The 24,135-nt window shown below is 69.9% G+C and carries 23 protein-coding genes; 15 read left to right on the plus strand and 8 right to left on the minus strand.

Annotation, left to right across the window (positions count from 1 at the left end):
• Positions 1-195: 195 nt before the first annotated feature.
• A complete protein-coding gene (rsgA, locus tag RSA25_RS10935; RefSeq protein WP_332808911.1) occupies positions 196-1,293 on the minus strand; it encodes a ribosome small subunit-dependent GTPase A in 1,098 nt (365 codons plus the stop codon).
• 142 nt (positions 1,294-1,435) lie between these two features.
• On the opposite strand from rsgA, the gene RSA25_RS10940 reads away from it, so the two are divergent.
• Genes RSA25_RS10940 through RSA25_RS10960 form a run of 5 tightly spaced genes read left to right on the plus strand, consistent with a single transcriptional unit; the run spans position 1,436 to position 4,790 of the window.
• Positions 1,436-2,710, plus strand: coding sequence for a pyridoxal phosphate-dependent aminotransferase (locus tag RSA25_RS10940; RefSeq protein ID WP_332808912.1), 1,275 nt, complete (start codon positions 1,436-1,438; stop codon positions 2,708-2,710).
• The gene (locus RSA25_RS10945) at positions 2,711-3,334 is read left to right on the plus strand and encodes an SGNH/GDSL hydrolase family protein (protein ID WP_332808913.1); all 624 of its coding nucleotides are present in this window, start codon (positions 2,711-2,713) and stop codon (positions 3,332-3,334) included. It begins immediately after the preceding gene.
• 17 nt (positions 3,335-3,351) lie between these two features.
• Positions 3,352-4,029, plus strand: coding sequence for a methyltransferase domain-containing protein (locus RSA25_RS10950; protein WP_332808933.1), 678 nt, complete (start codon positions 3,352-3,354; stop codon positions 4,027-4,029).
• Between the two features lie 60 nt (positions 4,030-4,089).
• Complete coding sequence (locus tag RSA25_RS10955; RefSeq protein WP_332808914.1) at positions 4,090-4,458, plus strand: hypothetical protein; 369 nt, start codon at positions 4,090-4,092, stop codon at positions 4,456-4,458.
• Complete coding sequence (locus tag RSA25_RS10960) at positions 4,455-4,790, plus strand: hypothetical protein (protein WP_332808915.1); 336 nt, start codon at positions 4,455-4,457, stop codon at positions 4,788-4,790. Before RSA25_RS10955 ends, RSA25_RS10960 begins: the two co-directional genes overlap by 4 nt.
• Here RSA25_RS10960 and RSA25_RS10965 read toward each other — a convergent pair.
• Entirely contained in the window at positions 4,783-5,571 is a 789-nt protein-coding gene (locus tag RSA25_RS10965) for a polysaccharide deacetylase family protein (protein ID WP_332808916.1), read from the minus strand. The two genes, RSA25_RS10960 and RSA25_RS10965, sit on opposite strands and share 8 nt — an antisense overlap.
• Positions 5,572-5,628: 57 nt before the next feature.
• Between RSA25_RS10965 and grxD the strand changes: the two genes are divergently transcribed.
• The gene (gene grxD, locus RSA25_RS10970; protein ID WP_332808917.1) at positions 5,629-6,555 is read left to right on the plus strand and encodes a Grx4 family monothiol glutaredoxin; all 927 of its coding nucleotides are present in this window, start codon (positions 5,629-5,631) and stop codon (positions 6,553-6,555) included.
• 259 nt (positions 6,556-6,814) lie between these two features.
• Here grxD and RSA25_RS10975 read toward each other — a convergent pair whose 3' ends face one another.
• The 3 genes from RSA25_RS10975 to RSA25_RS10985 all read right to left on the minus strand — a co-directional run bounded on the left by RSA25_RS10975 (position 6,815) and on the right by RSA25_RS10985 (position 11,917).
• Positions 6,815-7,354: a DUF924 family protein gene (locus RSA25_RS10975; protein ID WP_332808918.1), complete on the minus strand. Its 540-nt coding sequence runs from the start codon at positions 7,352-7,354 to the stop codon at positions 6,815-6,817.
• A gap of 53 nt (positions 7,355-7,407) precedes the next feature.
• The gene (locus tag RSA25_RS10980; protein WP_332808919.1) at positions 7,408-8,184 is read right to left on the minus strand and encodes an AMP nucleosidase; all 777 of its coding nucleotides are present in this window, start codon (positions 8,182-8,184) and stop codon (positions 7,408-7,410) included.
• Positions 8,185-8,509: 325 nt separating this feature from the next.
• Positions 8,510-11,917, minus strand: coding sequence for an autotransporter domain-containing protein (locus RSA25_RS10985; RefSeq protein ID WP_332808920.1), 3,408 nt, complete (start codon positions 11,915-11,917; stop codon positions 8,510-8,512).
• Between the two features lie 472 nt (positions 11,918-12,389).
• Between RSA25_RS10985 and RSA25_RS10990 the strand changes: the two genes are divergently transcribed.
• The 6 genes from RSA25_RS10990 (at position 12,390) to RSA25_RS11015 (ending at position 17,704) form a co-directional block, all read left to right on the plus strand.
• Positions 12,390-13,802 carry an amidohydrolase gene (locus tag RSA25_RS10990; RefSeq protein WP_332808921.1) on the plus strand — a complete coding sequence of 471 codons (1,413 nt, stop codon included), beginning with the start codon at positions 12,390-12,392 and terminating at the stop codon, positions 13,800-13,802.
• A 62-nt stretch (positions 13,803-13,864) separates the two neighbouring features.
• Complete coding sequence (locus RSA25_RS10995; protein WP_332808934.1) at positions 13,865-15,094, plus strand: amidohydrolase family protein; 1,230 nt, start codon at positions 13,865-13,867, stop codon at positions 15,092-15,094.
• Between the two features lie 56 nt (positions 15,095-15,150).
• Entirely contained in the window at positions 15,151-15,789 is a 639-nt protein-coding gene (locus RSA25_RS11000) for a DsbA family protein (protein WP_332808922.1), read from the plus strand.
• Positions 15,790-15,869: 80 nt separating this feature from the next.
• A complete protein-coding gene (locus tag RSA25_RS11005) occupies positions 15,870-16,814 on the plus strand; it encodes a DegV family protein (protein WP_332808923.1) in 945 nt (314 codons plus the stop codon).
• A 62-nt stretch (positions 16,815-16,876) separates the two neighbouring features.
• Entirely contained in the window at positions 16,877-17,215 is a 339-nt protein-coding gene (locus RSA25_RS11010; protein ID WP_332808924.1) for a hypothetical protein, read from the plus strand.
• A gap of 78 nt (positions 17,216-17,293) precedes the next feature.
• Positions 17,294-17,704: a hypothetical protein gene (locus tag RSA25_RS11015; protein ID WP_332808925.1), complete on the plus strand. Its 411-nt coding sequence runs from the start codon at positions 17,294-17,296 to the stop codon at positions 17,702-17,704.
• Between the two features lie 39 nt (positions 17,705-17,743).
• On the opposite strand, the gene RSA25_RS11020 is transcribed toward RSA25_RS11015, so the two are convergent.
• Positions 17,744-19,183, minus strand: coding sequence for a GGDEF domain-containing protein (locus RSA25_RS11020; protein ID WP_332808926.1), 1,440 nt, complete (start codon positions 19,181-19,183; stop codon positions 17,744-17,746).
• Positions 19,184-19,376: 193 nt separating this feature from the next.
• Between RSA25_RS11020 and RSA25_RS11025 the strand changes: the two genes are divergently transcribed.
• The 3 genes from RSA25_RS11025 (at position 19,377) to RSA25_RS11035 (ending at position 22,039) form a co-directional block, all read left to right on the plus strand.
• Positions 19,377-20,357: a L,D-transpeptidase gene (locus tag RSA25_RS11025; RefSeq protein WP_332808927.1), complete on the plus strand. Its 981-nt coding sequence runs from the start codon at positions 19,377-19,379 to the stop codon at positions 20,355-20,357.
• A 4-nt stretch (positions 20,358-20,361) separates the two neighbouring features.
• Positions 20,362-21,063 carry a M23 family metallopeptidase gene (locus RSA25_RS11030; protein WP_332808928.1) on the plus strand — a complete coding sequence of 234 codons (702 nt, stop codon included), beginning with the start codon at positions 20,362-20,364 and terminating at the stop codon, positions 21,061-21,063.
• A 115-nt stretch (positions 21,064-21,178) separates the two neighbouring features.
• On the plus strand, positions 21,179-22,039 hold the full coding sequence (locus RSA25_RS11035; RefSeq protein WP_332808929.1) for a PA4780 family RIO1-like protein kinase: 861 nt from the start codon (positions 21,179-21,181) through the stop codon (positions 22,037-22,039).
• A 237-nt stretch (positions 22,040-22,276) separates the two neighbouring features.
• On the opposite strand, the gene fghA is transcribed toward RSA25_RS11035, so the two are convergent.
• A complete protein-coding gene (fghA, locus tag RSA25_RS11040; RefSeq protein ID WP_332808930.1) occupies positions 22,277-23,107 on the minus strand; it encodes an S-formylglutathione hydrolase in 831 nt (276 codons plus the stop codon).
• Between the two features lie 47 nt (positions 23,108-23,154).
• A partial coding sequence (locus RSA25_RS11045) for an S-(hydroxymethyl)glutathione dehydrogenase/class III alcohol dehydrogenase (protein ID WP_332808931.1) occupies positions 23,155-24,135 on the minus strand: 981 nt, incomplete at its 5' end.

The following is a 24,135-nucleotide window of genomic DNA, read 5'->3' on the forward strand; positions in this document are numbered from 1 at the left end:
TGGGTGGCTGTTCTTCGATCCGGCACCGCGAAGCCACCCATGGGGTGGCTCTACCTTGGCGGTTGTTGCGGTGGCGCGTGTTGCCTGATCCACGATCCGAAGGCAACACCGGTAGAGCCACCCCATGGGTGGCTGTTCTTCGATCCGGCACCGCGAAGCCACCCATGGGGTGGCTCTACCCCCCCTTCGGGCGGATTAGCGGCGGCCGCCCTTGCCCGGTGGTCGCCATTGGGCGCCCTTGCCCACGTGCTTGCGCTCGATCGCCTGCTGCGCCTGGCGCACGGCGAGCTTGGCGGCGGCGGCGGCGACTTCTTCCTTCAGCTTGAAGTAGTTGAGCAGGCGCTCTTCGTCCAGCGTGCCGTCCTCGATCGCCGCGCGCACCGCGCAGCCCGGTTCGCGCTGGTGGGCGCAGTCGCGGAAACGGCACTGTGCGGCCAGGGCCTCCACGTCGGAGAAACCGCCCTCGCTGAGCGCCTCTTCACCGGTCGGCTTGAGTTCGCGCATGCCGGGCGTATCGATGAGACAGGCACCGGCCGGCAGCGGGATCAGCGCGCGGTGGGTGGTGGTGTGGCGCCCGCGCGAATCGTTGACCCGCACATCGGCGGTCTTCATCCGCTCCTCGCCCAGCAGCGTGTTGGTCAGCGTGGATTTGCCGGCGCCCGAGGAGCCCACCAGCACCACCGTGCGGCCGGCGCCCAGCCACGGCAGCAGCGCGGCGGCGCTGGCCGGGTCGCGGCCGTTGATCGCCAGCAGCGGGATGTCCTGGGCGGCCAGCTCTTCCAGCACGTCCAGCGCATCCTGGCTGTACTCGGTCTGGTCGGCCTTGGTCAGCACCACCACCGGCTGCGCGCCGCCACCGCCGACCAGCAGCAGGTAGCGCTCGATGCGGCGCGGATTGAAGTCCGCATCCAGCCCGCACACGATGAACACGGTATCGATGTTGGCCGCGATCACCTGCTGGTGGTAATGCTCGCCGGCCGCGCCGCGCTTGATCGCGGTGCGCCGTGGCAGCAGCGCCACGATCTTGATGCCCTCCAGCAGCACCCAGTCGCCCACGGCCGCCCGCTCGTGGCTGGGGAAGCGCGGCCGTTGCCACTCCGGCGGGGACTCGGTCTTGATCGCCGCCTCGGGCACGTCGGCCACGATGTAGCCGGTGCGGTGCTGCTCGATCACCCGGCCCGGCCGGGCCTGCGGGTGCTGCTCGAACAGGGCCTGCCAGCTGGGCAGCTCGGGGGCGCCTGCCCAAGGCCAGCCCATGGTCTGCAGGGCGCGGTAATCGATCGGTTCGCTCATCGGCCCATTCTACCTTCCCCACCGCCCCGGCCGGGCCCGGCAACTGCCTGCCGCCGTTGGAAACTCCGGGCCTGGCCGGGCTTGCCCCGCAATGCACCAATTCCGCTACCATGCAGATTCCATGCCCTCCGACGGCCCAGTCATGTCCACGCCCCCGCTGAAGCCGCTTGCCACCCGCGAGCGCCTGTCCGAAGTCCGCTACGAGATCCGGGGCGAACTGGCGCGGCGAGCGCGTGAGCTGGAGGCGCAGGGCCGCAAGCTGATCAAGCTGAACATCGGCAACCCGGGCAGCTTCGGCTTCCGCGCACCCGAGCACCTGCAGCGCGCGATTGCCGACGACATGGGCCGCACCGACCCCTACACGCACCAGCAGGGCCTGCCCGAGGCACGCGAGGCCATCGCCGCCGCGTACGCCCGCCGCGGTGCCCCCGATGCGCATCCGGACCGGGTGTTCGTCGGCAACGGCGTCAGCGAGCTGATCGACCTCTCCCTGCGCGCCCTGCTCAACCCCGGCGACGAAGTGCTGGTGCCCTCCCCGGACTACCCGCTGTGGTCGGCGGCGACCATCCTCAACGATGGCCGCCCGGTGTATTACCGCTGCGCGCCGGAAAACGGCTTCCAGCCGGACCCGGTGGAAATCGAATCGCTGGTGTCTTCGCGCACCCGTGCGATCGTGCTGATCAACCCCAACAACCCCAGCGGCGCCAGCTACTCGCGCGACCTGCTGGAGCGCATCGTGGCCATCGCCGCCAAGCACAACCTGCTGCTGATGGTCGATGAGATCTACGACCAGATCCTCTATGACGACGCCCCCTTCCATGCGGTGGCGCCGCTGGCCGGCGAGCACCCGTGCATCACCTTCAGCGGCCTGAGCAAGGTGCACCGCGCCTGCGGCTGGCGGGTGGGCTGGGCGATGCTGTCCGGTGCGGCCGAGCGCCTGGGCGAGTTCCGCGCGGCGATGGACCTGCTCAGCGCGCTGCGCCTGTGCGCCAACGTGCCGGGCCAGTACGCCATCGACGCGGCGGTCAACGGCCCGGACACCATCTCCGCGCTGTGCGCGCCCGGTGGCCGCCTGTACGAAACCCGGCGAGCGGTGATCGAGGCCTGCCATGCCAGCGAGCATCTGTCGCTGGTGGCGCCGGCCGGCGCGTTGTACGCCTTCCCGGCCGTGGTCGGGCCAGCCGCGCGTGGCTTCGACGACCATGATTTCGCGCTGGAGCTGATGAACGAGGAAGGCGTGCTGGTGGTGCCCGGCTCAAGCTTCAACGTGCCCTACCGCCACCACTTCCGGGTGACCCTGCTGCCCGAGGCCGAGGTGATGCGCGATGTGTTCGCGCGCATCGACCGCGCCCTGGCGCGCCGGGCCGAGGCCAACACCAAGGTCGTCCCGTTGAAGCCGCGCAGCGCGGTGGCCTGAGTGGCGCTGTCCTACCTGGCGCTGGGCGACTCCTACACCATCGGCGAAGGCGTGGAGCCAACCGCGCGCTGGCCGCTGCAACTGGCCGCCGGCCTGCGCGACATCGGCGTGGCGGTGGACCCGCCGCAGATCATCGCCACCACCGGCTGGACCACCGACGAACTCGATGCCGGCATCGATGCCGCCGCGCCGCAGGGCCCGTTCGACCTGGTCAGCCTGCTGATCGGGGTGAACGACCAGTACCGTGGCCGCAGCGTGGACGACTACCGGCCGCGCTTCACCGCGCTGCTGCAGCGCGCGCTCGGCTTTGCCGGGGCCCGCCCGGCGCGCGTGCTGGTGCTGTCCATTCCCGATTGGGGCGTGACCCCGTTCGCGCGCGAGGCCGGCCGCGACCGCGTGCAGGTGGGGCTCGAACTGGATGCCTACAACGCCGCCGCCGCGGCGATCTGCGCCGAGCACCAGGTGGCCTTCGTGGACATCACCGACCTCAGCCGCGTGCCCGGCGGCGAGGCGGTGATGCTGGTCGACGACGGCCTGCATCCTTCGGCGGCGATGTACGCGCTGTGGACCGAACGCGCCTTCCAGGTCGCGCGCGTGCAACTGGATGTGCAGGTGCCACGCTGAGCACGGACGCCCTGCCCCTGGCCAAGGAACAGGCCCGCCGCATCGCTGACGCCTTCCGGCCGATGCAGCGCTTCGGCAATCGACGCGATTACTACTACAGCCGCGGCAAGCTCGGCAGCGATCCGCTGTACCCGGGCGTGCTGGCCGCGCTGCAGCCGGCACGCGGTGCCCTGCTGGACATCGGCTGCGGCCTGGGCCTGCTGGCCCACGTGCTGCGCCAGGCCGGGCAGACCCGCCCCTACCTGGGCGTGGACATCGATGCGGACAAGATCGCCCGCGCCCAGCGCGCCGGCACGCGCGCGGCGCTGGCCGAGGCGCGCTTTGCCTGCCTGGATGCCAGCGCTACCCTGCCCGACCACCACGGCAGCGTGGCCCTGCTGGACGTGCTGCAGTACCTGCCGGCCGAGGCACAAGCCCGCCTGCTGCACGCCGCGGCGGCGCGCGTGGCACCCGGTGGGCGGCTGGTGATCCGCACCACGCTGGCCGACAACAGCGGCCGCGACCGCACCACGCGGCTGACCGACATGCTGGCCCACCTGGTGGGCTGGATGGGCACCCGCCCGCGCCACTATCCGGACGCGGCCAGCGTGCGCGCGCCGCTGGAAGCGGCCGGCCTGCAGTTGCAGATGGCCCCGCTGTACGGCAACACCCCGTTCAACAACTGGCTGGTCTGCGCTGAACGCCGCGGCCCCTGACGGTCGCATGCGGTCGCACGCACGCGCATACTCGCGCCCCTACATCGGCATGGAGCCTGCATGACCCCGCCCTCCCCCCGGCATTCCGCGCTGGGCATCGCCGCCCTCGTCACCAGCCTGTGCGGCCTGGTGATGTTCGCCATCAGCGCGCACTACGCGCACACCCCGGCACACGCGGCCATGCAGACGCTGCCGGTGGTGCTGCTGGTGGTGCTGTGCATCAGCGCCGGGCTGGCGCTGCTGGCCACCCTGATCGGCATCGGCAGCCTGCTCCAGCACCGCCGCCGCCGGGTCACCGGGGTGTTGGCGCTGGGCCTGTCGGTGCCGCTGCTGCTGGCCCAGATGTCGCTGGCCAGCTGGATGCACCAGCAATGGCAGCACGCGCACCCCGACACCGGCCACGACGACCTGTCCGGGGAGCCGGCATGAGCGCGCCCGCGCCCGTGCGGCATGGCGGCCTGGGCATCGCCTCGTTCATCCTGTCGCTGGGCGGCGGGCTGCTGATGTTCGGGCTGGTGGTGCTGGCCGGCCTGGCCGAGCTGAGCACGCCGGGCGGGATGGACGAAACCGCCCCGGCCACGGTGATGCTCGGGCTGGGCATCTTCGGCGCGGGCCTGCTGGAGATCGTGGCGCTGGCGCTGGGCGTGGCCGGCGTGCTGCAGCGCGACCGCCGCCGGACCTTTTCCATCCTGGGCATGATCTTCGCCGGCGGCGTGCTGCTGTGCACCGCCGCGCTGATGCTGATCGGCCTGCTCAGCTGAGCGGGGCCTCGGGCAGGTCCGCCACCAGGCCCCGCGCCTGCACGGCCTGCAGCACCGCCTCGATGATCGCCAGGTTGTGGCCGTGCGCGGCGCCTTCGTGCAGCAGCACGATCGCGCCGGGGCCGAGCTGGCCGACGATGCGCGAGACCACCGCCTCGGGCTGGCAGTCCACGCCGTCATAGCCGCGCGCGCTCCAGCCGACCCGGGTCAGGTTCCACTGGCGCAGCGCCGGGGCCACGAACGGGTTGGTCATGCCCACCACCGAGCGGTACCAGCGCGGCGGCTGCCCGGTGATGGCGGCCAGCGCCTGCTGGCACTGGCCGATCTCGGCGGCCATGGCGGCCGGCCCCAGCCGCCAGAAGCGGGTCTGCGGGTGGCCGTGGCTGTGGTTGCCCAGGCTGTGCCCGCGCGCCAGCATCTGCCGGACCAGCTCGGGCTGGGCCAGCGCGCGCTCGCCCACCACGAAGAAGGTGGCCCGGGCCTGGTAGCGGTCCAGCAGGTCGAGCACGGCCGGGGTCTCGGCCGAGGGGCCGTCATCGATGGTCAGCCAGACCCGCGGGGCGTCGCCGGGCAGGCGGCTGAGCACCGGGGCGTAGAAGCGGCTGTTGGGCAGGAACACCGGCACCATGAACAGCGCGTGGGAGGCCACCATCAGCGGCAGCCCCACGGGCCAGCCCAGGCGCAGCCAGGCGACCAGCACCACCAGCTGGGACAGCAGCAGCCACGGCAGCCAGCGCCAGGGGCGCAGGGGAATGCGATGCAACGTTTCCGGTACGGTCATGCCCCATGATGCCATGCCGCGTAGAATGTCCGGTTCCAACCGTCGGACCCGACTGTCATGTCCCTTGATCCCGCCCTGCGCTCGCGCATCGAAACCATCCTCAACGCCAACCGCGTCGTGCTGTTCATGAAGGGGCAGCCGGGCATGCCGCAATGCGGTTTCTCGGCCAAGGCCGTGGGCGCGCTGCAGGACCTGGGCGTGGACTTCGCCCATGTGAACGTGCTGGCCGACCAGGAGATCCGCGAGGGCATCAAGGCCTACGGCGACTGGCCGACGATCCCGCAGCTGTACATCGACGGCGAGCTGGTCGGCGGCAGCGACATCCTGCTGCAGATGGCCGGCAGCGGTGAGCTGAGCAGCCTGCTGGGCCTGGCCGCGCCGGACCGCACGGCCCCGTCGATCACGGTCACGCCGGCGGCGGTGGAAATGCTGCGGGGTGCGCTGGCCGATGCGCCGGGCGCGTCGCTGCAGTTGGGGATCGATGCCAATTTCCAGCCGAACTTCCAGCTGGCCCCGCACGATGACAATGCGATCGCGGCCGAATCCAACGGGCTGCGCGTGCAGTTCGACCTGGCCAGCGCGCGCCGGGCCGAGGGCATCACGATCGACTGGGTGGACGACATCCGCGGCAAGGGCCTGGCGATCGACAACCCGAACGCGCCGCGTGCGGTGAAGGAACTGTCGGTGCGCGATGCCGACGACCAGCGTCGTGCCGGCCGCCTGATGGTGGTGGACGTGCGCCCGGCGGACGAGCGCACGATCGCGGCGATCGACGCGCCGTTCGAGACGTTCGACGGCGACAACCGCGCCCGCCTGGAAGCGCTGCCGAAGGACACCGCGCTGGGCTTCCTGTGCCACCACGGTGGCCGCAGCGCGCAGGCCGCCGAGCAGTTCCGGGCGCTGGGCTTCAGCAACGTGCACAACATCACCGGCGGCATCGACGCCTGGTCGAACGACGTGGACAACAGCGTGCCGAAGTACTGATTGCATCGGGCGTGTTGCTGCATGAAAAACGCCGGCCATGCCGGCGTTTTTTTTTTGAATTTTGCCCAGAGCAGGCGCGTGGTGCGGGTGATTGCTGGCTGGGGCGGGTGCGCACCAGAAAACCCGGTAGGGCCGGCCGCGGGCCGGCAACCACGTCAGCCAGAACCCGGCAGATGGGCAAAACCCCTTTCCACGGCAGTTGCATTCGCACCGGCAAAACGAAGACCGCGCACGCAGCCGGCCGGCGGCCGGCATCGCGTCAGCCGGCAAATCCGCCTTCGGCCAGGTAGTCCAGTTCGGCGGCGGTGGGCATGCGGCCCAGCACGGCGTTGCGGTGCGGGAAGCGGCCGAAACGGCGGATGATGTCGCGGTGCAGTTCGGCGTACTGCAGGTATTCCTTGTCGCCCAGCGCATCGAACATCGCCACCGAGCGCTCCTGGTCCTGCGGGTCTTCGGAATGCTCGAACGGCAGGTAGATGAAGGCGCGCAGCTTGGGCACCAGTTGCAGGTCCAACCCCTCTTCGACCGCGCGCATGGCGTAGTGCCGCGCCAGGCCGTCGGTGGCGTAGGAATGGGCGGTGTCGCGGAAGCAGTTGCGGGGGAACTGGTCGAGCAGGATCATCAACGCCAGGGCGCCGTCGGCGGTGCCCAGCCAATGCTCGCGCGCACGGCGGGCCGCCGCGAGATGTTCCTCCATGAACGTCTGGCGGAACCGCGCATCGAACGCGTCATCGCGCGTGAACCACTGCTGTGGGCCGGCGTTGCGCCAGAACTCCACTACTTGTGCCGCCACGTCCATTCACTACCCCTGAGGGCGGCGCGTCCCCAAGACGCCCGCCGGTGCCATTGCCATCACTCGTCAAAGCGCAGGTGGCGGACCGACTTGCCGTTGCGCCGTATAAGCTTAAGCGCCTCGATACCGATCTGGATATGGTTTTCGACGAACTGGGAGCTGACCTTGGCGTCGGAGGCCTCGGTTTTGACCCCGTCGGGGATCATCGGCTGGTCGGAGACCAGCAGCAGGGCGCCGATCGGGATGTGGTTGGCAAAGCCGGCGGCGAACAGGGTGGCGGTCTCCATGTCGATGGCCATGCAGCGCATCAGGCGCAGCTTTTCCTTGAAGGCTTCGTCGTGCTCCCAGACGCGGCGGTTCGTGGTGTAGACGGTGCCGGTCCAGTAGTCGTGGCCGAGGTCGCGGATGGTGGTGGAGACGGCGCGCTGGAGGGCGAAGGCCGGCAAGGCCGGGACTTCGGGCGGGAGGTAGTCGCCAGAGGTGCCTTCGCCGCGGATGGCGGCGATGGGCAGGATGAGGTCGCCGAGTTGGTTCTTGCGCTTGAGGCCGCCGCACTTGCCCAGGAACAGGACCGCCTTGGGCATGATCGCCGAAAGCAGGTCCATGACGATGGCGGCGTTGGGGCTGCCCATGCCGAAGTTGATGAGGGTGATGTCATCGCTGGTGACGCTGGCCATGGGGCGGTCCATGCCCTGGACGGGTGCGCCGGTGAGGTGGGAGAAGGTGTGCAGGTAGCCTGCGAAGTTGGTCAGCAGGATGTGCTGGCCGAACTGGTCCAGGGGCACGCCGGTGTAGCGCGGCAGCCAGTTTTCAACGATTTCCTGCTTGTTCTTCATCCTGCGATTCCCGTCCGGCAAGTGGTTCAGTGCGCCTATTTTGGAGATGCGTGGGCTGCAAGCCAAGGAAAACCGGTTGAATGGTCGACGCTTGGTGTACATCCACAGTGCGCGAGTGCGCTGCCTTGTCGCTTGGGGCGGCTAAGGTTGGCCGGCGCGCACCGTCGGTAGTGCCGGCCGCTGGCCGGCATCCCACAGCCACCGTTGTTCCCACTCCGAGCGATGACTCAGGCACTGGCACGGATCCCAGCACCACACCCGCAGATGAAAGACAAAAAAAAGGCGGCCAACTGGCCGCCTTTCTTCTCCTACCGGCGCTGCCGGATCAGAACTGCACGGACCAGCGGGCGGTGACGCCGTGGTCGCGGGCCTCGCTGCCGAACTGGCCGTTGTAGCCCAGTTCCAGCTGGTTGCGCGGGCTCAGCCAGGCCGACAGGCCCAGTTCGGCCACCACGGCGTGGTCGGCGATGGCCGCACCGCTGACGGTGAAGGCATTGCCGCTGGACAGCGCCAGGTCGGCAACCTGGTTGCGATCACCCCAGGCACGACGGTAGCCGACGCCACCGCGCACGTGCAGCCAGCTGTCCTGCTGCCAGGATGCCTTCAGGCCACGGTCGAAGCGCACGCCGGCGGTGCCGACGTTGCTGCGGGTGTCGCCCACGTCGCCGTGCAGTGCCGCGGCACCGCCCTGCTCGTTGATGCCGTCCACGTCCACTTCCACGCGGGCCAGCTGCAGGTACGGCTCCAGGCCGGCTTCGGCGCCGCCGATCCGGTAGGCACCTTCGACGAACACTTGGCGGGTCTTGGCGTCGTAACGAGCGGTCAGCGTGTCCTGGTAACCGGCGAAGGCCAGTTCGCGCTTGCTGTCCACCTCGTGACGGCTGTAACCCAGGCCGGCGCGCAGGCCGAAACCGCCCCACTGGTTGCCCACGTAGGCACCGAAGTGGGTGTTGTCGATTTCAGCGCGGGCACGACGGCCCTGGCCCTGCTTGCTGTCGGTACGACCGGTACCGATCAGCCCGCCCACCTGCCAGCCATTGCCGAACTGGTGGTCTGCACCGGCCAGCAGGCCGTTGCTGTTGCTTTCGGTGCGCGCCGCATTGGCATCGCCGTCCAGCTTGCCGCTGCCGCCGATGGCCTGTACCCAGGCACCGGTGGCTGCTTCGGCACCTTCGCCCGGCGCATGCGCGCCGATGCTGCGGCTGAGCGCGGCATCGCGCAGGTAGCGGCTGCTTTCCACCAGCGCCATCGGCGCGGCGGCGTGCAGTTCACCACTCAGGCTGTCCAGTGCCGCGCCCACTTGTGCCGGGAACAGCTGGGTCAGCGGCTTGGGCAGGCCCTGGTTGACGGCCAGGCCATCGGCACTGGTGGCCACGGCCAGCTGGTTGGCGGTCACCGCACCGGAGGTGAGCGAGTTGCCGCGGGCGACGTTGATCTGCACGCCGTTGGCGCCATAGCCCAGGTCGAACTGCAGGAACGGGGAGAACGAGCTGAAGTCCACGGTGGCGAAACGACCGTTGACGCCGCCGTCGGCCACCAGGAAGTTGAACTGCTCGCCGAGGTAGTAGATGCCCGGTTCCGGCAGTGCCTTCAGGGTGCCATCCAGGGTGGCGCTGCCGGTCACGCGCAGCTGGTCGCTGCGGCTGCCCGGGGCCAGTTCGGCCTGGTAGATGCCGGTGGCGGTCTGCACGTAGTTGCCGTTGATGGTCAGCGTGCCGATCGAGTTGCCCGGGGCGATGATGCCTTCCACACGGGTATCGCCGAGGCTACCGACGCCCTTCAGGGTGCCCTTGGCGCCTACGAAGGTGGCACCGGCGGTCTGCACGCCGTTGAAGGACACCACGCCGCCGGTGATGTTCAGGTCGGTGTTGTCCAGCACGCCGCTGGCATTCACGCGGCTGCTGCCGGCGATGTTGTTGAAGGTCATGTCACGCAGCGTGCCATTGAGCAGGAACTGCCCGCCGTTGACGTCCAGCGAGGCGGTCAGCGCGTTGACGCCGTCCAGCTCCAGGATGCCTTCGCGGACGATGGCACCGTTGAAGGTGTTGTCCCCGCTCAGGCGCAGCCAGCCGATGCCCGACTTGGTCAGCTTGCCCGGGCCGCCGATGTTGTTGGTCCAGTCGTCCCACGCATCGCCTTCCCACACCTTCAGGCCGCCGGCCTTGGTGTTCATCACCACGTCGGTGTCCACGCGCAGCTGGCCGTAGCCTTCGATCGCGCTGGCCAGGTTCATCAGGCCCCAGCCGTAGACGTCGTCCACGCCGGCAGCGCCCAGGTCGGTGGCGGTGGTCAGCAGCACGTCGCGCACCTGCGCGCTGGACAGGTACGGGAAGCGCTCGAACAGCAGGCCCAGCGCGCCGGTGACGTGCGGTGCCGCCATCGACGTGCCGGTCATGAGGTCGTAGCGGTAGGTCGGCACGCGCTCGAGCACGTCCAGCAGGATGTTGCCCTGCGCATCGGTCAGCAGCTGGGCATCCAGTGCCGAATCGCTGCCGTACACGGTGGAGCGGATGTCGGTACCCGGTGCGGCCAGGCACCAGTTGGCGCTGAAGCCACAGCGGTTGGAGGTGATGTCCAGCACATAGCCGTCGGCCTGGTCCTGGCGCACGTTGACCACGCTCAGCCAGTTCTGCTCGATGTCGTTGAACAGACGCGGCAGCGTGGCGTAGATGCCGGCGATCGGCGCGTCTTCCGGCGTGGCCGCATTGGCAGTGTTGTTGCCGGCCGCCCACACCTGGATCATGCCCTTGCTGCGCGAACCTTCGGCAATGATATCCAGGTACTCGGCATTGCCGGCATACAGCTGGTCCTGGGTGGCCAGATCGGTCGGCTCGTTGGTCAGGCCCCAGCTGTGGTTGATCGCGCGCACGCCCTGGTCGTTCATCTGCGCGTACATGCTCTCGAACGCGCTGTCGTCCGGGCCGACGCCGCCGACCGAGACGACGCGGTAATCACCGCCGCCGACATCGGTCCACATCTGGGCGCTGTTGAAGAACAGCTTGGCGGCGGTCAGGTCGGCCCCGAAGGCCACGCCATGGGTGCCGTTGCCGTCGCGGTTGGCCGCGATGGTGCCGGCCACGTGCGTGCCGTGGGTCTGGAAGGCGATTCCCGGCTGGAGGTAGCGCGGATCGGATTCGACGATGTCGCGGATGGCCTGCGGCACGTTCGAATCGTAGCCCACATAGCTGACCGACACGTCATCGCCATCACTGGCGAAGCAGGCATCGGGCCCGCCGATCAGCGTGGTGTTGGTGCAACGGGTGCCATCGGGCAGCAGGTCGGCGATGCGCAGGCTGCGGTGGTCCTTGCCGGCGAAGTCGTCATGGTCCAGGCCGCTGCCGCTGTCGAACACGCCCAGGCGGATGCCCTTGCCGGTCAGGCCGCGCGCATAGGCGGCGTCGGCGTTGATCGCGCCCAGGCCCCAATCGGCCTGGAACTCGGCGCTGCGCCAGCTCTCGGCGTTGCCGGGGGTGCCGTTGACCGGGCCCGGGACGGGCCCGGCGGCGGTGCGGACGCTGCCGATGTTGGCGACGTTGGCCGCCGGCAGGTCCAGGCTGAAGGCCGCGCGCTGCAGGGCGCGCTGCTGCTGGTAGGTGGTGAGGGTGTCGACCGGGGAACTGGCCAGGGCCGGGACCGCCAGGGCGGCCAGCAGGGTTCCGGTGATGGCCGACGCGAGCAGGCTCGGCGAGGGACGGCGACGTGCGGTGGTGCGGGACGAAGAAACGAGGGTCATCTTGAGACTACTTCCTTGAAGTGATTCGGGCTGCAATACCGCAGGTGATATCGGCAGCCGCACAGAAAAATGCATGCCATTCCATATGACACGCACCCCAGCGTAAGCGATTGTTCACGAAATTTTTACAACTTATCGGCATAAGCCGATGCGACGGGGCTCCCGTCGGACAACCTCCTTGTCGATCTCCCTCCTGGTCGGCCGCCCTGCGGGGCGACACATGAAACGGTCCTGCACAACGTGACAGGCAGACGCCGCCGACGCTGCGACGCGTGGCACAGATCCAGGCGTCATCCAAATTTTTGGACCGAACCACGCTAACGATTCAACAGGCAAATGAGTATCAGGGAATCCCCCACAGCGACGACCGCCGTGATCGATGCCAGTAACCCACCCATGCGTTTGGCCACTTGGCAAATGCCCCGCGCACCGGCTAGCGTCGCCCGATCCGTCCATGCCGCACCGGGGAAACATGCGCACACGATTGACCGCCGGCCTGGGCCTGGCGCTGTTCTCGCTCGCCGCACCGTCGGCGCCCGCGGCCTCGCGCTTCGTGCAGGATCCCTACCCGAGCACCTACGCGCCGATCGCCTCGGCGCCGGTGCTGATCCGCAACGCGACGGTGCTCACCGGCACCGGCGTCCGCCTGGAGCAGACCGACGTGCTGCTGCGCGATGGCCGCATCGCCGCGGTCGGCCCGGCGCTGGCGGCCCCGGCCGGCGCGCGGGAAGTGGACGCGAGCGGCAAGTGGGTCACCCCGGGCATCATCGACGTGCACTCGCACCTGGGCGTGTACCCCAGCCCCGGGGTGAGCGCGCACAGCGACGGCAACGAGATGACCGCCCCGGTTACCGCCAACGTGTGGGCCGAGCACTCGGTCTGGCCGCAGGACCCCGGCTTCGCCGCCGCGCTGGCCGGCGGGGTGACCTCCATGCAGGTGCTGCCCGGCTCGGCCAACCTGGTCGGCGGGCGCGGGGTGACGTTGAAGAACCTGCCGGCCACCACCTACCAGGCGATGAAATTTCCCGGTGCGCCGTGGGGCCTGAAGATGGCCTGCGGCGAGAACCCCAAGCGCGTCTATGGCGGCGGCAAGGGCATCGCCCCGGGCACGCGCATGGGCAACGTGGCCGGGTATCGCGCCGCCTTCATCGATGCCAGCGAGTACCTCGCCAAGAACGCCCCGAAGGCGCCGCCGAAGAAGAAGCGCTGGTTCGGCGGGCAGGACAAGGGCGACAGCGCAGGCGATGCCGGTGGCAAGCGCGACCTCAAGCTGGACACGCTGGCCGGGGCGATCCAGGGCGACATCCGCGTGCACATCCACTGCTACCGTGCCGACGAAATGGCCACCATGCTGGACCTGTCCAAGGAGTTCGGCTTCAAGATCGCCGCGTTCCACCATGCAGTGGAGGCCTACAAGCTGGCCGACCGGCTGGCCGCCGAGGGCGTGTGCGGCGCGCTGTGGGCGGACTGGTGGGGCTTCAAGATGGAGGCCTTCGACGGCATCCAGGACAACATCGCGCTGGTGGACCGACCGGCCAACAGCTGCGCGATCGTGCACTCCGATTCGCCCGAGGGCATCCAGCGTCTCAACCAGGAAGCGGCCAAGGTGATCGCCAACGCGCGCCGCGCCGGGATCCAGATCGCGCCGGAGCGGGCCATGATGTGGCTGACCTACAACGCGGCGCGCTCGCTGGGCGTGGAGAAGCAGACCGGCAGCCTGGAGGCGGGCAAGATGGGCGATGTGGTGGTGTGGAACGGCAGCCCGTTCAGTTCGTACGCGCAGGCCGAGCAGGTCTACATCGACGGCCACCAGGTGTTTGATCGCCGCGACACAAGGCGGCAGCCGCTGTCGGACTTCATGCTGGGCCAGGAGGCGCGGCCATGATGCCGAACGCTGCCCTGCATGCGCGCCGCCGCTGGCGCGGTGCCACCGCCACCGTCCTGGCAATGGCCCTGGCCCTGGCGTTGCCGGCGCAGGCCCAGGACCTGCTGGTACGCAACGCCACCGTGCACACCGCCAGCGCGCGCGGCAGCCTGGAGCACACCGATGTGCTGGTCCAGGGCGGCCTGATCCGCGCGGTCGGCCGGGGGCTGTCCGCGCCGGCCGGCGTGGCCGTGGTCGAGGCCGCCGGCAAGCCGCTGACCCCGGCGCTGTTCGGCGGCATCACCGATATCGGCATCGACGAGGTCTCCGGCGAATCGACCACGGTGGACAGCACGCTGAAGCTGGAAGACCAGCCGCTGCGCCCGGAGTTCGACGTCAGCCTGGCCTTCAACCCGGCCTCGGTGCTGATCCCGGTGGCCCGCCTGGACGGGATCGGGTTCACCGCGCTGGGGGCCAACAGCGGCGGCGGCTTCATCGCCGGCCAGGGCGGGGTGATGCGCCTGGATGGCAGCGCCGACCCGATCGGCCCGCTGGCGCTGTACATCCGCCTGGGCGCGTCAGGCGCGGAGCTGACCGGCAGCTCGCGCGCGGCGCAGTGGATGCTGCTGGAACAGATGGTCAGCGAAGCCCGCGGCCGGGTGCCGGCCGATTCGCCGCACGCCCTGCTCACCCCTGCCGGGCGCGCCACGCTGGCGCGCTACCTGGCCGGCCAGGGCCGCCTGGTGGTGGAGGTGGACCGCGCCGCGGACATCCGCCAGCTGCTGCGCTGGGCGGCCCGCGAGAAGGTGAAGATCGCCATCGCCGGCGGTGCCGAGGCCTGGCGCCTGGCCCCGCAGCTGGCGCAGGCCCAGGTGCCGGTGTTCGTGGATGCCCTGGGCAACCTGCCCAGCAGCTTCGACCAGCTCGGTGCCACCCTGGAAAACGCCGCGCGGCTGCACGCCGCCGGGGTGCCGGTGAGCTTTGCCCAGCGCGACGATGCCTCGCACAACGCGCGCAAGATGCGCCAATTGGCTGGCAACGCGGTGGCCAATGGGCTGCCCTGGGCCGATGGCCTGGCCGGGCTGACCCGGGTGCCCGCGCAGGCGCTGGGCGTGGGCGAGCGGCTCGGCACCATCGAAGTGGGCAAGCTGGCCGACCTGGTGCTGTGGGAAGGCGACCCACTGGATGTCGGCCACTACGCCGAACAGGTGTGGCTGGGCGGCCGGGCGATGCCGATGCGCTCGCGCCAGACCGAGCTGCGCGACCGCTACCTTGCCCCGCCCGGCACCGAACCCCGCGCATACTCGCGCTGAGCCCTTTCCCCGTGGCGGGGCCCTGCCCCGCCGCCCCCGCATCCAAGGACGCTTCAATGGCGCTGCGCTGGTACTTCGATTTCGTCTCGCCGTTTGCCTACCTGCACTGGCAGCAGCTCAGGCAGTTGCCGCAGTTCGAGCAGATCACCCCGGTCCCGATCGCGCTGGGGGCGGTGCTGCACCACCTGGGCAACCTGGGCCCGGCCGAGATCCCGGCCAAGCGCCGCTTCACCTACCGCCAGGTGCTGTGGCAGGCGCAGCAGCAGGGCGTGCCGCTGCGCTTCCCGCCGGGCCACCCGTTCAACCCGCTGGCCGCGCTGCGCCTGTGCCTGGCCGCCGAGGCCAGCCACGCGGCGGTGGACATCCTGTTCAACTGGATCTGGCGCGACGGCCGCGCCGCCGACACCCCCGCCGCGCTGGCCCTGCCCGGCGCGATGCTGGACGTGGCCAACGTGGCCGCGGCGGTGTCGGCACCGTCGGTGAAGGAGCAGCTGCGGCAGAACACCGAGGCGGCGATCAGCGCCGGCGTGTTCGGCGTGCCCACCCTGGCCATCGACGGCGAGCTGTTCTGGGGCAACGAGGCGCACGGCCTGATCCAGGCGGTCCTGGCCGATCCGGGCATGCTGCACCGCGGCGAATGGGCGCGCATCGACGACCTGCCGGTGGCGGTGGAGCGCAGCCGACCGTCAAGCTGACTGGCCGCTCAGGCAGGCGGGTCGAAATTGAGATAGCTTTCACATTTCCGAACCTACAACCTGCCCGGAGGGGGCCCAGGATGCGCATCGGAATCGTCGTCGACTCTGCCTGCGACTTGCCGCAGGACTTCATTGAACAACACAACATCGTGCTGCTGCCGATCACGGTGCGGATCGGCGAAGCCGTGCTCGCCGACCATCGCGACGAGCAGGCCACGCTCAGTTTCCTGCACGCCCACGTGGCCGAGCACGGCGCCGAAGCGGAGACCATCCCCTTCAGCGTCACCCAGATCCGCGACCTGTTCCTGGGCAAGCTGGTGATCGACTACGACCATGTGTTCTGCATGACGATCACCCGGACCCGCAGCCCGATCCACGACAACGCGATGCAGGCCAGCTTCGCGATCCTCAACGACTACAAGCCGGTGCGCCAGGCGGCGGGCTTCAACTCGCCCTTCGCCCTGCGCGTGCTCGACACCCAGAACCTGTTCGCCGCCCAGGGCGTGACCGCGGTGGAAGCGGTACGCCTGCGCGATGCCGGGGCCAGCGTGCAGCAGATCCGCGAGCGGCTGGAGGCATTGGCGCAGAACGTGCACGGCTACATGGTCACCCGCGACCTGTACTACATGCGCGCCCGCGCCCGGCACAAGGGCGACCGCAGCGTGGGCCTGCTCAGTGCCGCGCTGGGCAGCGCGCTGGACATCAAGCCGGTGCTGCACGGCTACCGCGGCGAGACCGGCCCGGTGGCCAAGATCAAGGGCTTCGACAATGCGGTGCAGAAGCTGTTCGATTTCGTCGGCCAACGGGTCAAGGCGGGGCTGATGACGCCCACCGTGTGCCTGAGCTACGGCGGCGAACTGGCCGACCTGCAGGCGCTGCCGGGCTATGCCACGTTGCGCCAGACCTGCCAGGCGCACGGGGTGCAGGTGCTGGAGGCGGTGATGAGCCTGACCGGCATGGTCAACGTCGGCAAGGGCGCGGTCACCGTCGGCTTCGCCGATGGCCCGCACACCTTCAGCGGCTGAGTTTTCTGCACGCCGATTGCACTGCGTTTCTGCCAGCCTTGGCGCATTCAATGGAGGTCACCATGTCAGCGCAGTACCACATCAGCCTGCCCGATCCGGCCAAGGCCCGCGGCAACGATCCGGATCTTTCCTTCCACTCCCAGAGCGCGGCCGGCTTCGCCGAGGAGCTGCAGGGCGCCCTGCGCACCCCGGCGCTGTTCGAGAAGTGGCGCGCCAAGCAGCCCGACCCGGACGCGGTGGAACCGCAGTGGGGCGTGACCGACCCCGAGGCTACCGTGACCGGCTCGCAGGACGACCTGCGCATCAACCTGGTGGCCACCACCCGCATCGACAGCGACGTGTTCAAGCAGCGCCTGCGCATGCTGGCCGGCCATCACTGGGAACTGCGCGACGTGCGTTGAGCCTGCCGGCGGCGGGCGGTCACATCCTATACTTGCGCCAGGCCGCCACATTGGCGGCCTTTTCGCATGGAACGCCGCATGGACCCCAAACTCAAGGCATTGATCGACCGCTCCGACCTGGACAGCCTGCTGTCCCCGCCGCCGGCGCCCTTCCGCGAGGTGGTGGACCCGTCGCGGCCGCCCGCGCCCCGCCCCACGGCGCCGGTGCTGGAGGACACGGTGCAGTACCGCGTGCGCAACCCGCGCGTGCGCGGCCTGATCCTGATCGCCGCGGGCGGCCCGATGATGCTGATGGGCATGATGCTGCTGGAGCTGATCTGGACCTACGGCGAGCCCGGCCGCGTGGCCCTGCGCGCGGCGCTCACCGTGATACCGGCGCTGATGATCGGCTACCTGCCCTATGAGTTGATGGGCCGCCGGCGTGCGCCCCGTCGCGCTGCCGGCGCGGATGCCGGGGCGGCGGTACGCGGGCCGCGCCCCGGCCCCTGACGCGCGGCGCACGCCAGCCCCGGCCCGACCGACCACCGCTCATGCCAGCGGCACCGGCCCCACGTGGCCTTCCACGACCCGGTTGCGCCCGTGCCGTTTGGCCTCGTACAGCGCCGCGTCGGTGGCGGCCAACAGCGGGCCGGCATCGATGCTGGCGATCTGGCCCACCCGGGCCACGCCGACGCTGATGGTGACCCCGATCTGCTGCTGCGGATCGGCCGCCACCAGCCGCAGTTGCGCCACCGCCCGGCGCATCGTCTCGGCCAGCGCCAGCACGCCCTCGCGCGAGGTGCCCGGCACCACCACCGCGAACTCCTCGCCGCCATAGCGGGCCACCACGTCGGTGCTGCGGCTGGCGCAGCCGGCCAAGGCGGTGGCGACCGCGCGCAGGCAGGCATCGCCGAGGGGATGGCCGAAGCGGTCGTTGAACTGCTTGAAGTGGTCGATGTCCACCATCAGCAACGCCATGGACTGCCCGCTGCGCCGCGCGCGGCTCCACTCGGCCTGCAGCACCTGGTCGAACTGGCGACGGTTGGCCACCCCGGTCAGCCCGTCCACCCGCGCCAGCACGTCCAGCTGGTCCTGGCGCTCCATCGCCCGCACCTGCATCACCACCCCGCGCAGGCCCGAACCCAGCGTGGCCAGGGCGAAGCCGACCACCGCCAGGTGCGGGTGCGCATCGACCATCAGCGCCGACACCACCAGCAGGGCCGCCGGCAGGATCAGTGGGCTGCCGGCGCGTACCGCCAGGGCCAACCGGCGCGGCGTGGTGGCATCACGCTCGGGGCGTTCGCGCAGCGCCACCACTGCCAGCAGCAGGAACGGGAGGTCGATCAGCAGATCGGCGGCGCCGCCGTAGCTGGCCTCGGTGGCCACGTGGTTGATGTAGGCCGCCATCAGCAGGTACACCCACGCAAACAGCGCCAGCGCGCGGAAGAACGCGCGCCGCGCGGCGTCCTCGCTGGCCAGGTAGCGCACCAGCGCGAACACGGCGATGAACAGGTTCTCGATGTCGAACATGCGCCGCAGGCTGGCCACGCCGGCGTCGGGCGCATCGCCCACACTGGCGAAGGAGAAGGTGTGCACGAAGAACAGGTAGCCCAGCAGCAGCGCCAGCGCCCCGTCGATGAGGATCAGGTACCACGGCTCATGCCGCGGGTGGGCCATGGCGAACGTGAGCGGTACGCCATAGAGCACGTACAGCAGCATGCTCAGCCCGGGCGTGGCATCGGGCGTGCCGCCGACCAGGTCCTGGTACATGTTCAAGGCCATGCCGCCGGCCCACAGCAGCAGGCCCACCGCCAGCGCCAGCCAGCCCACCCGCGCCTCGCTGCGCCGCATCCGCCAGGCGCAGGCCAGCGCGGCCAGCAGCGGCGCGATCACCAGGAACGCGAACGACACCCCCTGCGCGTGGGCCGGCCATAGCGCCAGGGCCACCCAGTGGCAGAGCACATACACCGCCGCCAGCCATGCCGCCATGCGCCCTTCTCCCCGGGTATGAAGACAACTCCTGAGAGCGCTTTTCCCACAGTTGCGTGCTGGGCGGCGTGACGCGCTTCACAACCCATGCACGTCATCGCCGCGCCGGTCGCTCAGCCAGGCGTCAGCGATTTCACAGGGCGCGTGCACGCCGCTGCGGCAAGGTGAAACCGACCCCGTCCTGGAGCCCTGCATGCCACTGCGCCGCCACGCCACCACCTCGCTGCTCGTTGTCGCCCTTGCCGCCGCGCTGCCCGGGTTTGCCCAGACGCCCGCCGCGCTGCCGGCGCCGATCGCCGAAACCGCTGCCACGCCAGCCGCGGCGCCTGCCACCGGCCCGCGCTCGGACCTGCATGCCCAGGTGCTGCTGGACCGCGCGCACTTCTCGCCGGGGCAGATCGATGCGCTGCCCGGCTCCAACCAGCGCCGCGCGGTGGCCGGCTTCCAGGCCGCGCGCGGGCTGACCGTCACCGGCGAACTGGACGACGCCACCTGGAACGCCCTGCAGCCGGACAGCGCCGCGCCGCTGGCGCGCTACACGCTGACCGCCGAGGACGTCGCCGGGCCGTTCGCGCCCGTCCCGAAGAAGCCGGCCGAACAGGCCAAGCTGAAGGCGCTGGGCTTTGCCTCGGTGGAGGAAGCGCTGGGCGAGCGCTTCCACGCCTCGCCCGAGCTGCTGCGCGCCCTCAACCCGGGCGTGGACCTGGGCAAGGCCGGCGCGCAGATCCAGGTGCCCAACATCGCCCCGGCCGCGCTGCCCAAGGCGGCCAAGGTGGTGATCGACAAGTCCGACTCGACCCTGCGCCTGTACGACGCCCAGGGCAAGGTGTATGCGCAGGTGCCGGTGTCTTCGGGCAGCAAGCACGACCCGCTGCCGATCGGCACGTGGAAGATCCTGGGCGTCTCGCGCGACCCGACCTTCCACTACAACCCCAAGCTGTTCTGGGATGCCAGCAAAAAGGAGGGCAAGGCGGTGCTGCCGCCGGGGCCGAACAACCCGGTGGGCCGGGTCTGGATCGATATCTCCAAGCCGCATTACGGCCTGCACGGCACGCCCGAGCCGGGCCACGTGGGCAAGACCGAATCGCACGGTTGCGTGCGCATGACCAACTGGGACGCGCTGCAGGTGGCCGATGCGGTGGACGCGTCGGTGCCGGTGGTGATGCAGGAGTGAGCCGATGAAACTGGGCAGGCTGTTGGCGGTGGGGGTGGTGATCGGCGTAGTCGGCTGGTGGTGGCTGGGGCCGCGTGCGCCACTGCCCGCGGCCACGCCGCCGGTCGCACGCGATGCCTCGCCCAGCGCGTGGGTGGCGCCCTCGCGGGCGGCCCCGGCGGCGCTGGCGACGGCCGGTTCCCCGCCTGCTTCCGGATCGGGGCCCGTTGAGCCGGCACCCGTCGCACCGGTGGCACCGGTGGCGCCTGCGGCGGCCAGCGCGGACGGCCGCCTGCTGCTGCCGGTGCAGGGCGTTGGCCCGGACCAGCTGCAGGACACCTTCACCGACGCGCGCAGCGAGGGCCGCGTGCACGATGCGATCGACATCCTGGCCCCGGCCGGTACGCCGGTCCTGGCCGTGGCCGATGGCACCGTGGAGAAGCTGTTCAGCAGCGAGCGCGGCGGCCTGACCGTGTACCAGTTCGAGCCCGGTGGCCGCTACTGCTACTACTACGCGCATCTGGAGCGCTATGCCGAGGGCCTGGCCGAGAAGCAGGTGATCCGCCGCGGCCAGGTGATCGGCTACGTGGGCAGCACCGGCAACGCCAGCCCGGACGCGCCGCACCTGCACTTCGAGATCCACCGCCTGGGCCCGGAAAAGCACTGGTGGCAGGGGGAATCGCTGAACCCCTACCCGCTGCTGCGCGGCGAGCAGCCGCTGCCATGACCGGCGGGGCGGGCGCCCCCCGGCCGCGGCCCGTTGGCCGCCCGGCCCGGAAGATGCGAAAATCCCTGCCCCGTTCAGGCCCGCCCCGTGGCGCCGGCCGCATCCGCGAGATTCCGTGAAAACCCCCCAAGGCCTGCAGGCGCTGATCGACGACGGCGTGATCGATGAAGTAATGCGCCCGCTGAAGAGCGGCAAGGAAGCTGCCGTGTACGTGGTGCGCAGCGGCGATGACGTGCGCTGCGCCAAGGTCTACAAAGACATGGCCCAGCGCAGTTTCCAGCAGCGCGTGCAGTACCAGGAAGGCCGCAAGGTGCGCGGCAGCCGCGAGGCGCGCGCGGTGGGCAAGGCCAGCAAATATGGCCGCAAGCAGCAGGAGACGGCCTGGAAGAACACCGAGGTGGACGCGCTGTACCAGTTGCGCGATGCCGGCGTGCGCGTTCCCGAGCCCTACGGTTATTACCACGGCGTGCTGGTGATGGAGCTGGTGACCGATGCAGACGGCTTCTCGGCTGCGCGCCTGGGCGAAGTGGAGCTGGAAGCGGACCAGGCCCGCCAGTTCCACCAGGTGCTGGTGCGCCAGGTGGTGCGCATGCTGTGCTGCGGGCTGATCCATGGCGACCTGTCCCCGTACAACGTGCTGGTGGGCCCGGACGGCCCGGTGGTGATCGACTTCCCGCAGGTGGTCAGCGCCGGCGGCAACAACGCTGCGCGCACCATGTTGCTGCGCGACGTCAACAACCTCACCGCCTACCTGGGCCGGTTCGCCCCGGAGCTGCTGGACAGCTGGTATGGCGAGGAGATGTGGGCGTTGTTCGAAGCCGGCGAACTGCTGCCGGACAGCCCGCTTACCGGCACCTTCGTGCACGACGAATCGACCATCGACCTGGACAGCGTGCGCCACGCCATCAACGATGCACGCGAAGAAGCGCTGATCCGCCAGCAGGGCCGCGAGGCGGCGGAAGAAGACGAGGATTGAGGCCGGGGCGGTCGCATAACGCTGCGATGCTGCATAAAGGGGTAGAGCCACCCCATGGGTGGCTGCCTTTCGTTCAGGCACCACGTGCAGCCACCCATGGGGTGGCTCTACCCCGATGCGGTTCGGGGTCTTGGAATAACGCTTCGATGCTGCGCACCCGCGGGTAGAGCCACCCCATGGGTGGCTGCCCTTCGTTCCGGCACCACGTGCAGCCACCCATGGGGTGGCGCTACCGTGTCAGGCTTGCAGCGCCTTGGCGTGGTGGGCGATGTGCTCGCCGATGAAACTGCTGATGAAATAGTAGCTGTGGTCGTAGCCGGGTTGCAGGCGCAGTTGCAGCGGGTGACCGGCGGCGGTGCAGGCCGCCTGCAGCCACTGCGGTTGCAACTGGGTGTCCAGGAATTCATCGCCACCGCCCTGGTCGACCAGCAGCGGCAGTTTCTCTTCGGCGGTGGCCACCAGTTCGCTGGCATCCCACGCCGCCCACCCGGCGCGATCTTCGCCCAGGTACGCGGCGAACGCCTTCTGGCCCCACGGCACCCGCGTGGGCGCCACGATCGGCGAGAACGCCGACACGCTGCGGTAGCGGCCGGGGTTCTTCAGCGCGATCACCAGCGCGCCATGCCCGCCCATCGAATGCCCGCTGATGCTGCGCGCGTCGGTGGCCGGCAGGTGCGCCTCGATCAACGCCGGCAGCTCGGTCACGATGTAGTCGTACATGCGGTAGTGCGCCGCCCACGGCTGTTCGGTGGCGTTGAGGTAGAAGCCAGCGCCCTTGCCCAGGTCGTAGCCCTCCGCATCGGCGACGTCGTCGCCACGCGGGCTGGTGTCCGGGGCGACCAGGATCACCCCGTGCTCGGCGGCATAGCGCTGCGCGCCGGCCTTGGTGATGAAGTTCTGCTCGGTGCAGGTCAGCCCGCTCAGCCAGTACAGCACCGGCAGCTTCTGCGTGGCGGCCTGCGGCGGCAGATATACCGCCACCTTCATGTCGCAGCCCAGCACCGGCGAACGGTGCTGGTAGACGTCCTGCCAACCGCCGAAGGCGGCGCGATGTTCGATGCGTTCCATGTGTGTCTCCCGAGGGGCGGCGCGCGCGGCACGCCGCCCGGTGCGGCTCAGTAGTGGACGACCGAGCGGATCGACTTGCCTTCATGCATCAGGTCGAAGGCCTCGTTGATCTGCTCCAGCTCCATGGTGTGGGTGACGAACGGGGCCAGTTCGATGTCGCCCTTCATCGCGTCTTCCACCATGCCCGGCAACTGGCTGCGGCCCTTCACGCCGCCGAAGGCGGTGCCCTTCCACGAGCGCCCGGTGACCAGCTGGAACGGACGGGTCGAGATTTCCTGGCCGGAACCGGCCACGCCGATGATCACCGACTGGCCCCAGCCACGGTGCGCGCATTCCAGCGCCGCCCGCATCACGTTGACGTTGCCGATGCACTCGAAGGTGTGGTCCACGCCCCAGGTGGTCATCTCCACGATCACCTGCTGGATCGGCTTGTCGAAATCCTTGGGGTTGATGCAGTCGGTGGCACCGAACTGCCTGGCCAGGTCGAACTTGGACGGGTTGGTGTCGATGGCGAAGATGCGACCCGCCTTGGCCTGGCGCGCGCCCTGGATCACCGCCAGGCCGATGCCGCCCAGGCCGAACACGGCCACTGAATCGCCTTCCTGCACCTTGGCGGTGTTGTGCACCGCGCCGATGCCGGTGGTGACGCCGCAGCCGAGCAGGCAGACGTGCTCCGGGTTGGCGTCCGGGTTGATCTTCGCCAGCGACACCTCGGCCACGACGGTGTATTCGCTGAAGGTCGAGCAGCCCATGTAGTGGTAGATCGGCTCGCCGTTGTAGCTGAAGCGGGTGGTGCCGTCGGGCATCACGCCCTTGCCCTGGGTGGCGCGCACGGCCACGCACAGGTTGGTCTTGCCCGAGGTACAGAACAGGCACTCACCGCATTCGGCGGTGTACAGCGGAATCACGTGATCGCCCGGCTTGACGCTGGTCACGCCCTCGCCCACTTCCACCACGATGCCGGCGCCTTCATGGCCCAGCACGGCCGGGAACAGGCCTTCGGGGTCATCGCCGGACAGGGTGAACGC

Source organism: Stenotrophomonas sp. (assembly GCF_036662295.1).
Lineage (GTDB): Bacteria > Pseudomonadota > Gammaproteobacteria > Xanthomonadales > Xanthomonadaceae > Stenotrophomonas.

Excerpts from the sequence above, each read along its gene's own strand:
- RSA25_RS10975 (WP_332808918.1), bottom strand. The coding sequence starts at position 7,354 with ATGGACGTGGCGGCACAAGTAGTGGAGTTCTGGCGCAACGCCGGCCCA.
- RSA25_RS11030 (WP_332808928.1), top strand. The coding sequence starts at position 20,362 with ATGAAACTGGGCAGGCTGTTGGCGGTGGGGGTGGTGATCGGCGTAGTC.
- RSA25_RS11000 (WP_332808922.1), top strand. The coding sequence starts at position 15,151 with ATGGCGCTGCGCTGGTACTTCGATTTCGTCTCGCCGTTTGCCTACCTG.
- RSA25_RS11025 (WP_332808927.1), top strand. The coding sequence starts at position 19,377 with ATGCCACTGCGCCGCCACGCCACCACCTCGCTGCTCGTTGTCGCCCTT.
- RSA25_RS11020 (WP_332808926.1), bottom strand. The coding sequence starts at position 19,183 with ATGGCGGCATGGCTGGCGGCGGTGTATGTGCTCTGCCACTGGGTGGCC.
- RSA25_RS11005 (WP_332808923.1), top strand. The coding sequence starts at position 15,870 with ATGCGCATCGGAATCGTCGTCGACTCTGCCTGCGACTTGCCGCAGGAC.
- RSA25_RS10965 (WP_332808916.1), bottom strand. The coding sequence starts at position 5,571 with ATGACCGTACCGGAAACGTTGCATCGCATTCCCCTGCGCCCCTGGCGC.
- RSA25_RS10985 (WP_332808920.1), bottom strand. The coding sequence starts at position 11,917 with ATGACCCTCGTTTCTTCGTCCCGCACCACCGCACGTCGCCGTCCCTCG.
- RSA25_RS11015 (WP_332808925.1), top strand. The coding sequence starts at position 17,294 with ATGGACCCCAAACTCAAGGCATTGATCGACCGCTCCGACCTGGACAGC.
- rsgA (WP_332808911.1), bottom strand. The coding sequence starts at position 1,293 with ATGAGCGAACCGATCGATTACCGCGCCCTGCAGACCATGGGCTGGCCT.
- fghA (WP_332808930.1), bottom strand. The coding sequence starts at position 23,107 with ATGGAACGCATCGAACATCGCGCCGCCTTCGGCGGTTGGCAGGACGTC.
- RSA25_RS10960 (WP_332808915.1), top strand. The coding sequence starts at position 4,455 with ATGAGCGCGCCCGCGCCCGTGCGGCATGGCGGCCTGGGCATCGCCTCG.
- RSA25_RS10980 (WP_332808919.1), bottom strand. The coding sequence starts at position 8,184 with ATGAAGAACAAGCAGGAAATCGTTGAAAACTGGCTGCCGCGCTACACC.
- RSA25_RS10940 (WP_332808912.1), top strand. The coding sequence starts at position 1,436 with ATGTCCACGCCCCCGCTGAAGCCGCTTGCCACCCGCGAGCGCCTGTCC.
- RSA25_RS10990 (WP_332808921.1), top strand. The coding sequence starts at position 12,390 with ATGCGCACACGATTGACCGCCGGCCTGGGCCTGGCGCTGTTCTCGCTC.
- grxD (WP_332808917.1), top strand. The coding sequence starts at position 5,629 with ATGTCCCTTGATCCCGCCCTGCGCTCGCGCATCGAAACCATCCTCAAC.
- RSA25_RS10995 (WP_332808934.1), top strand. The coding sequence starts at position 13,865 with ATGGCCCTGGCCCTGGCGTTGCCGGCGCAGGCCCAGGACCTGCTGGTA.
- RSA25_RS10955 (WP_332808914.1), top strand. The coding sequence starts at position 4,090 with ATGACCCCGCCCTCCCCCCGGCATTCCGCGCTGGGCATCGCCGCCCTC.
- RSA25_RS11010 (WP_332808924.1), top strand. The coding sequence starts at position 16,877 with ATGTCAGCGCAGTACCACATCAGCCTGCCCGATCCGGCCAAGGCCCGC.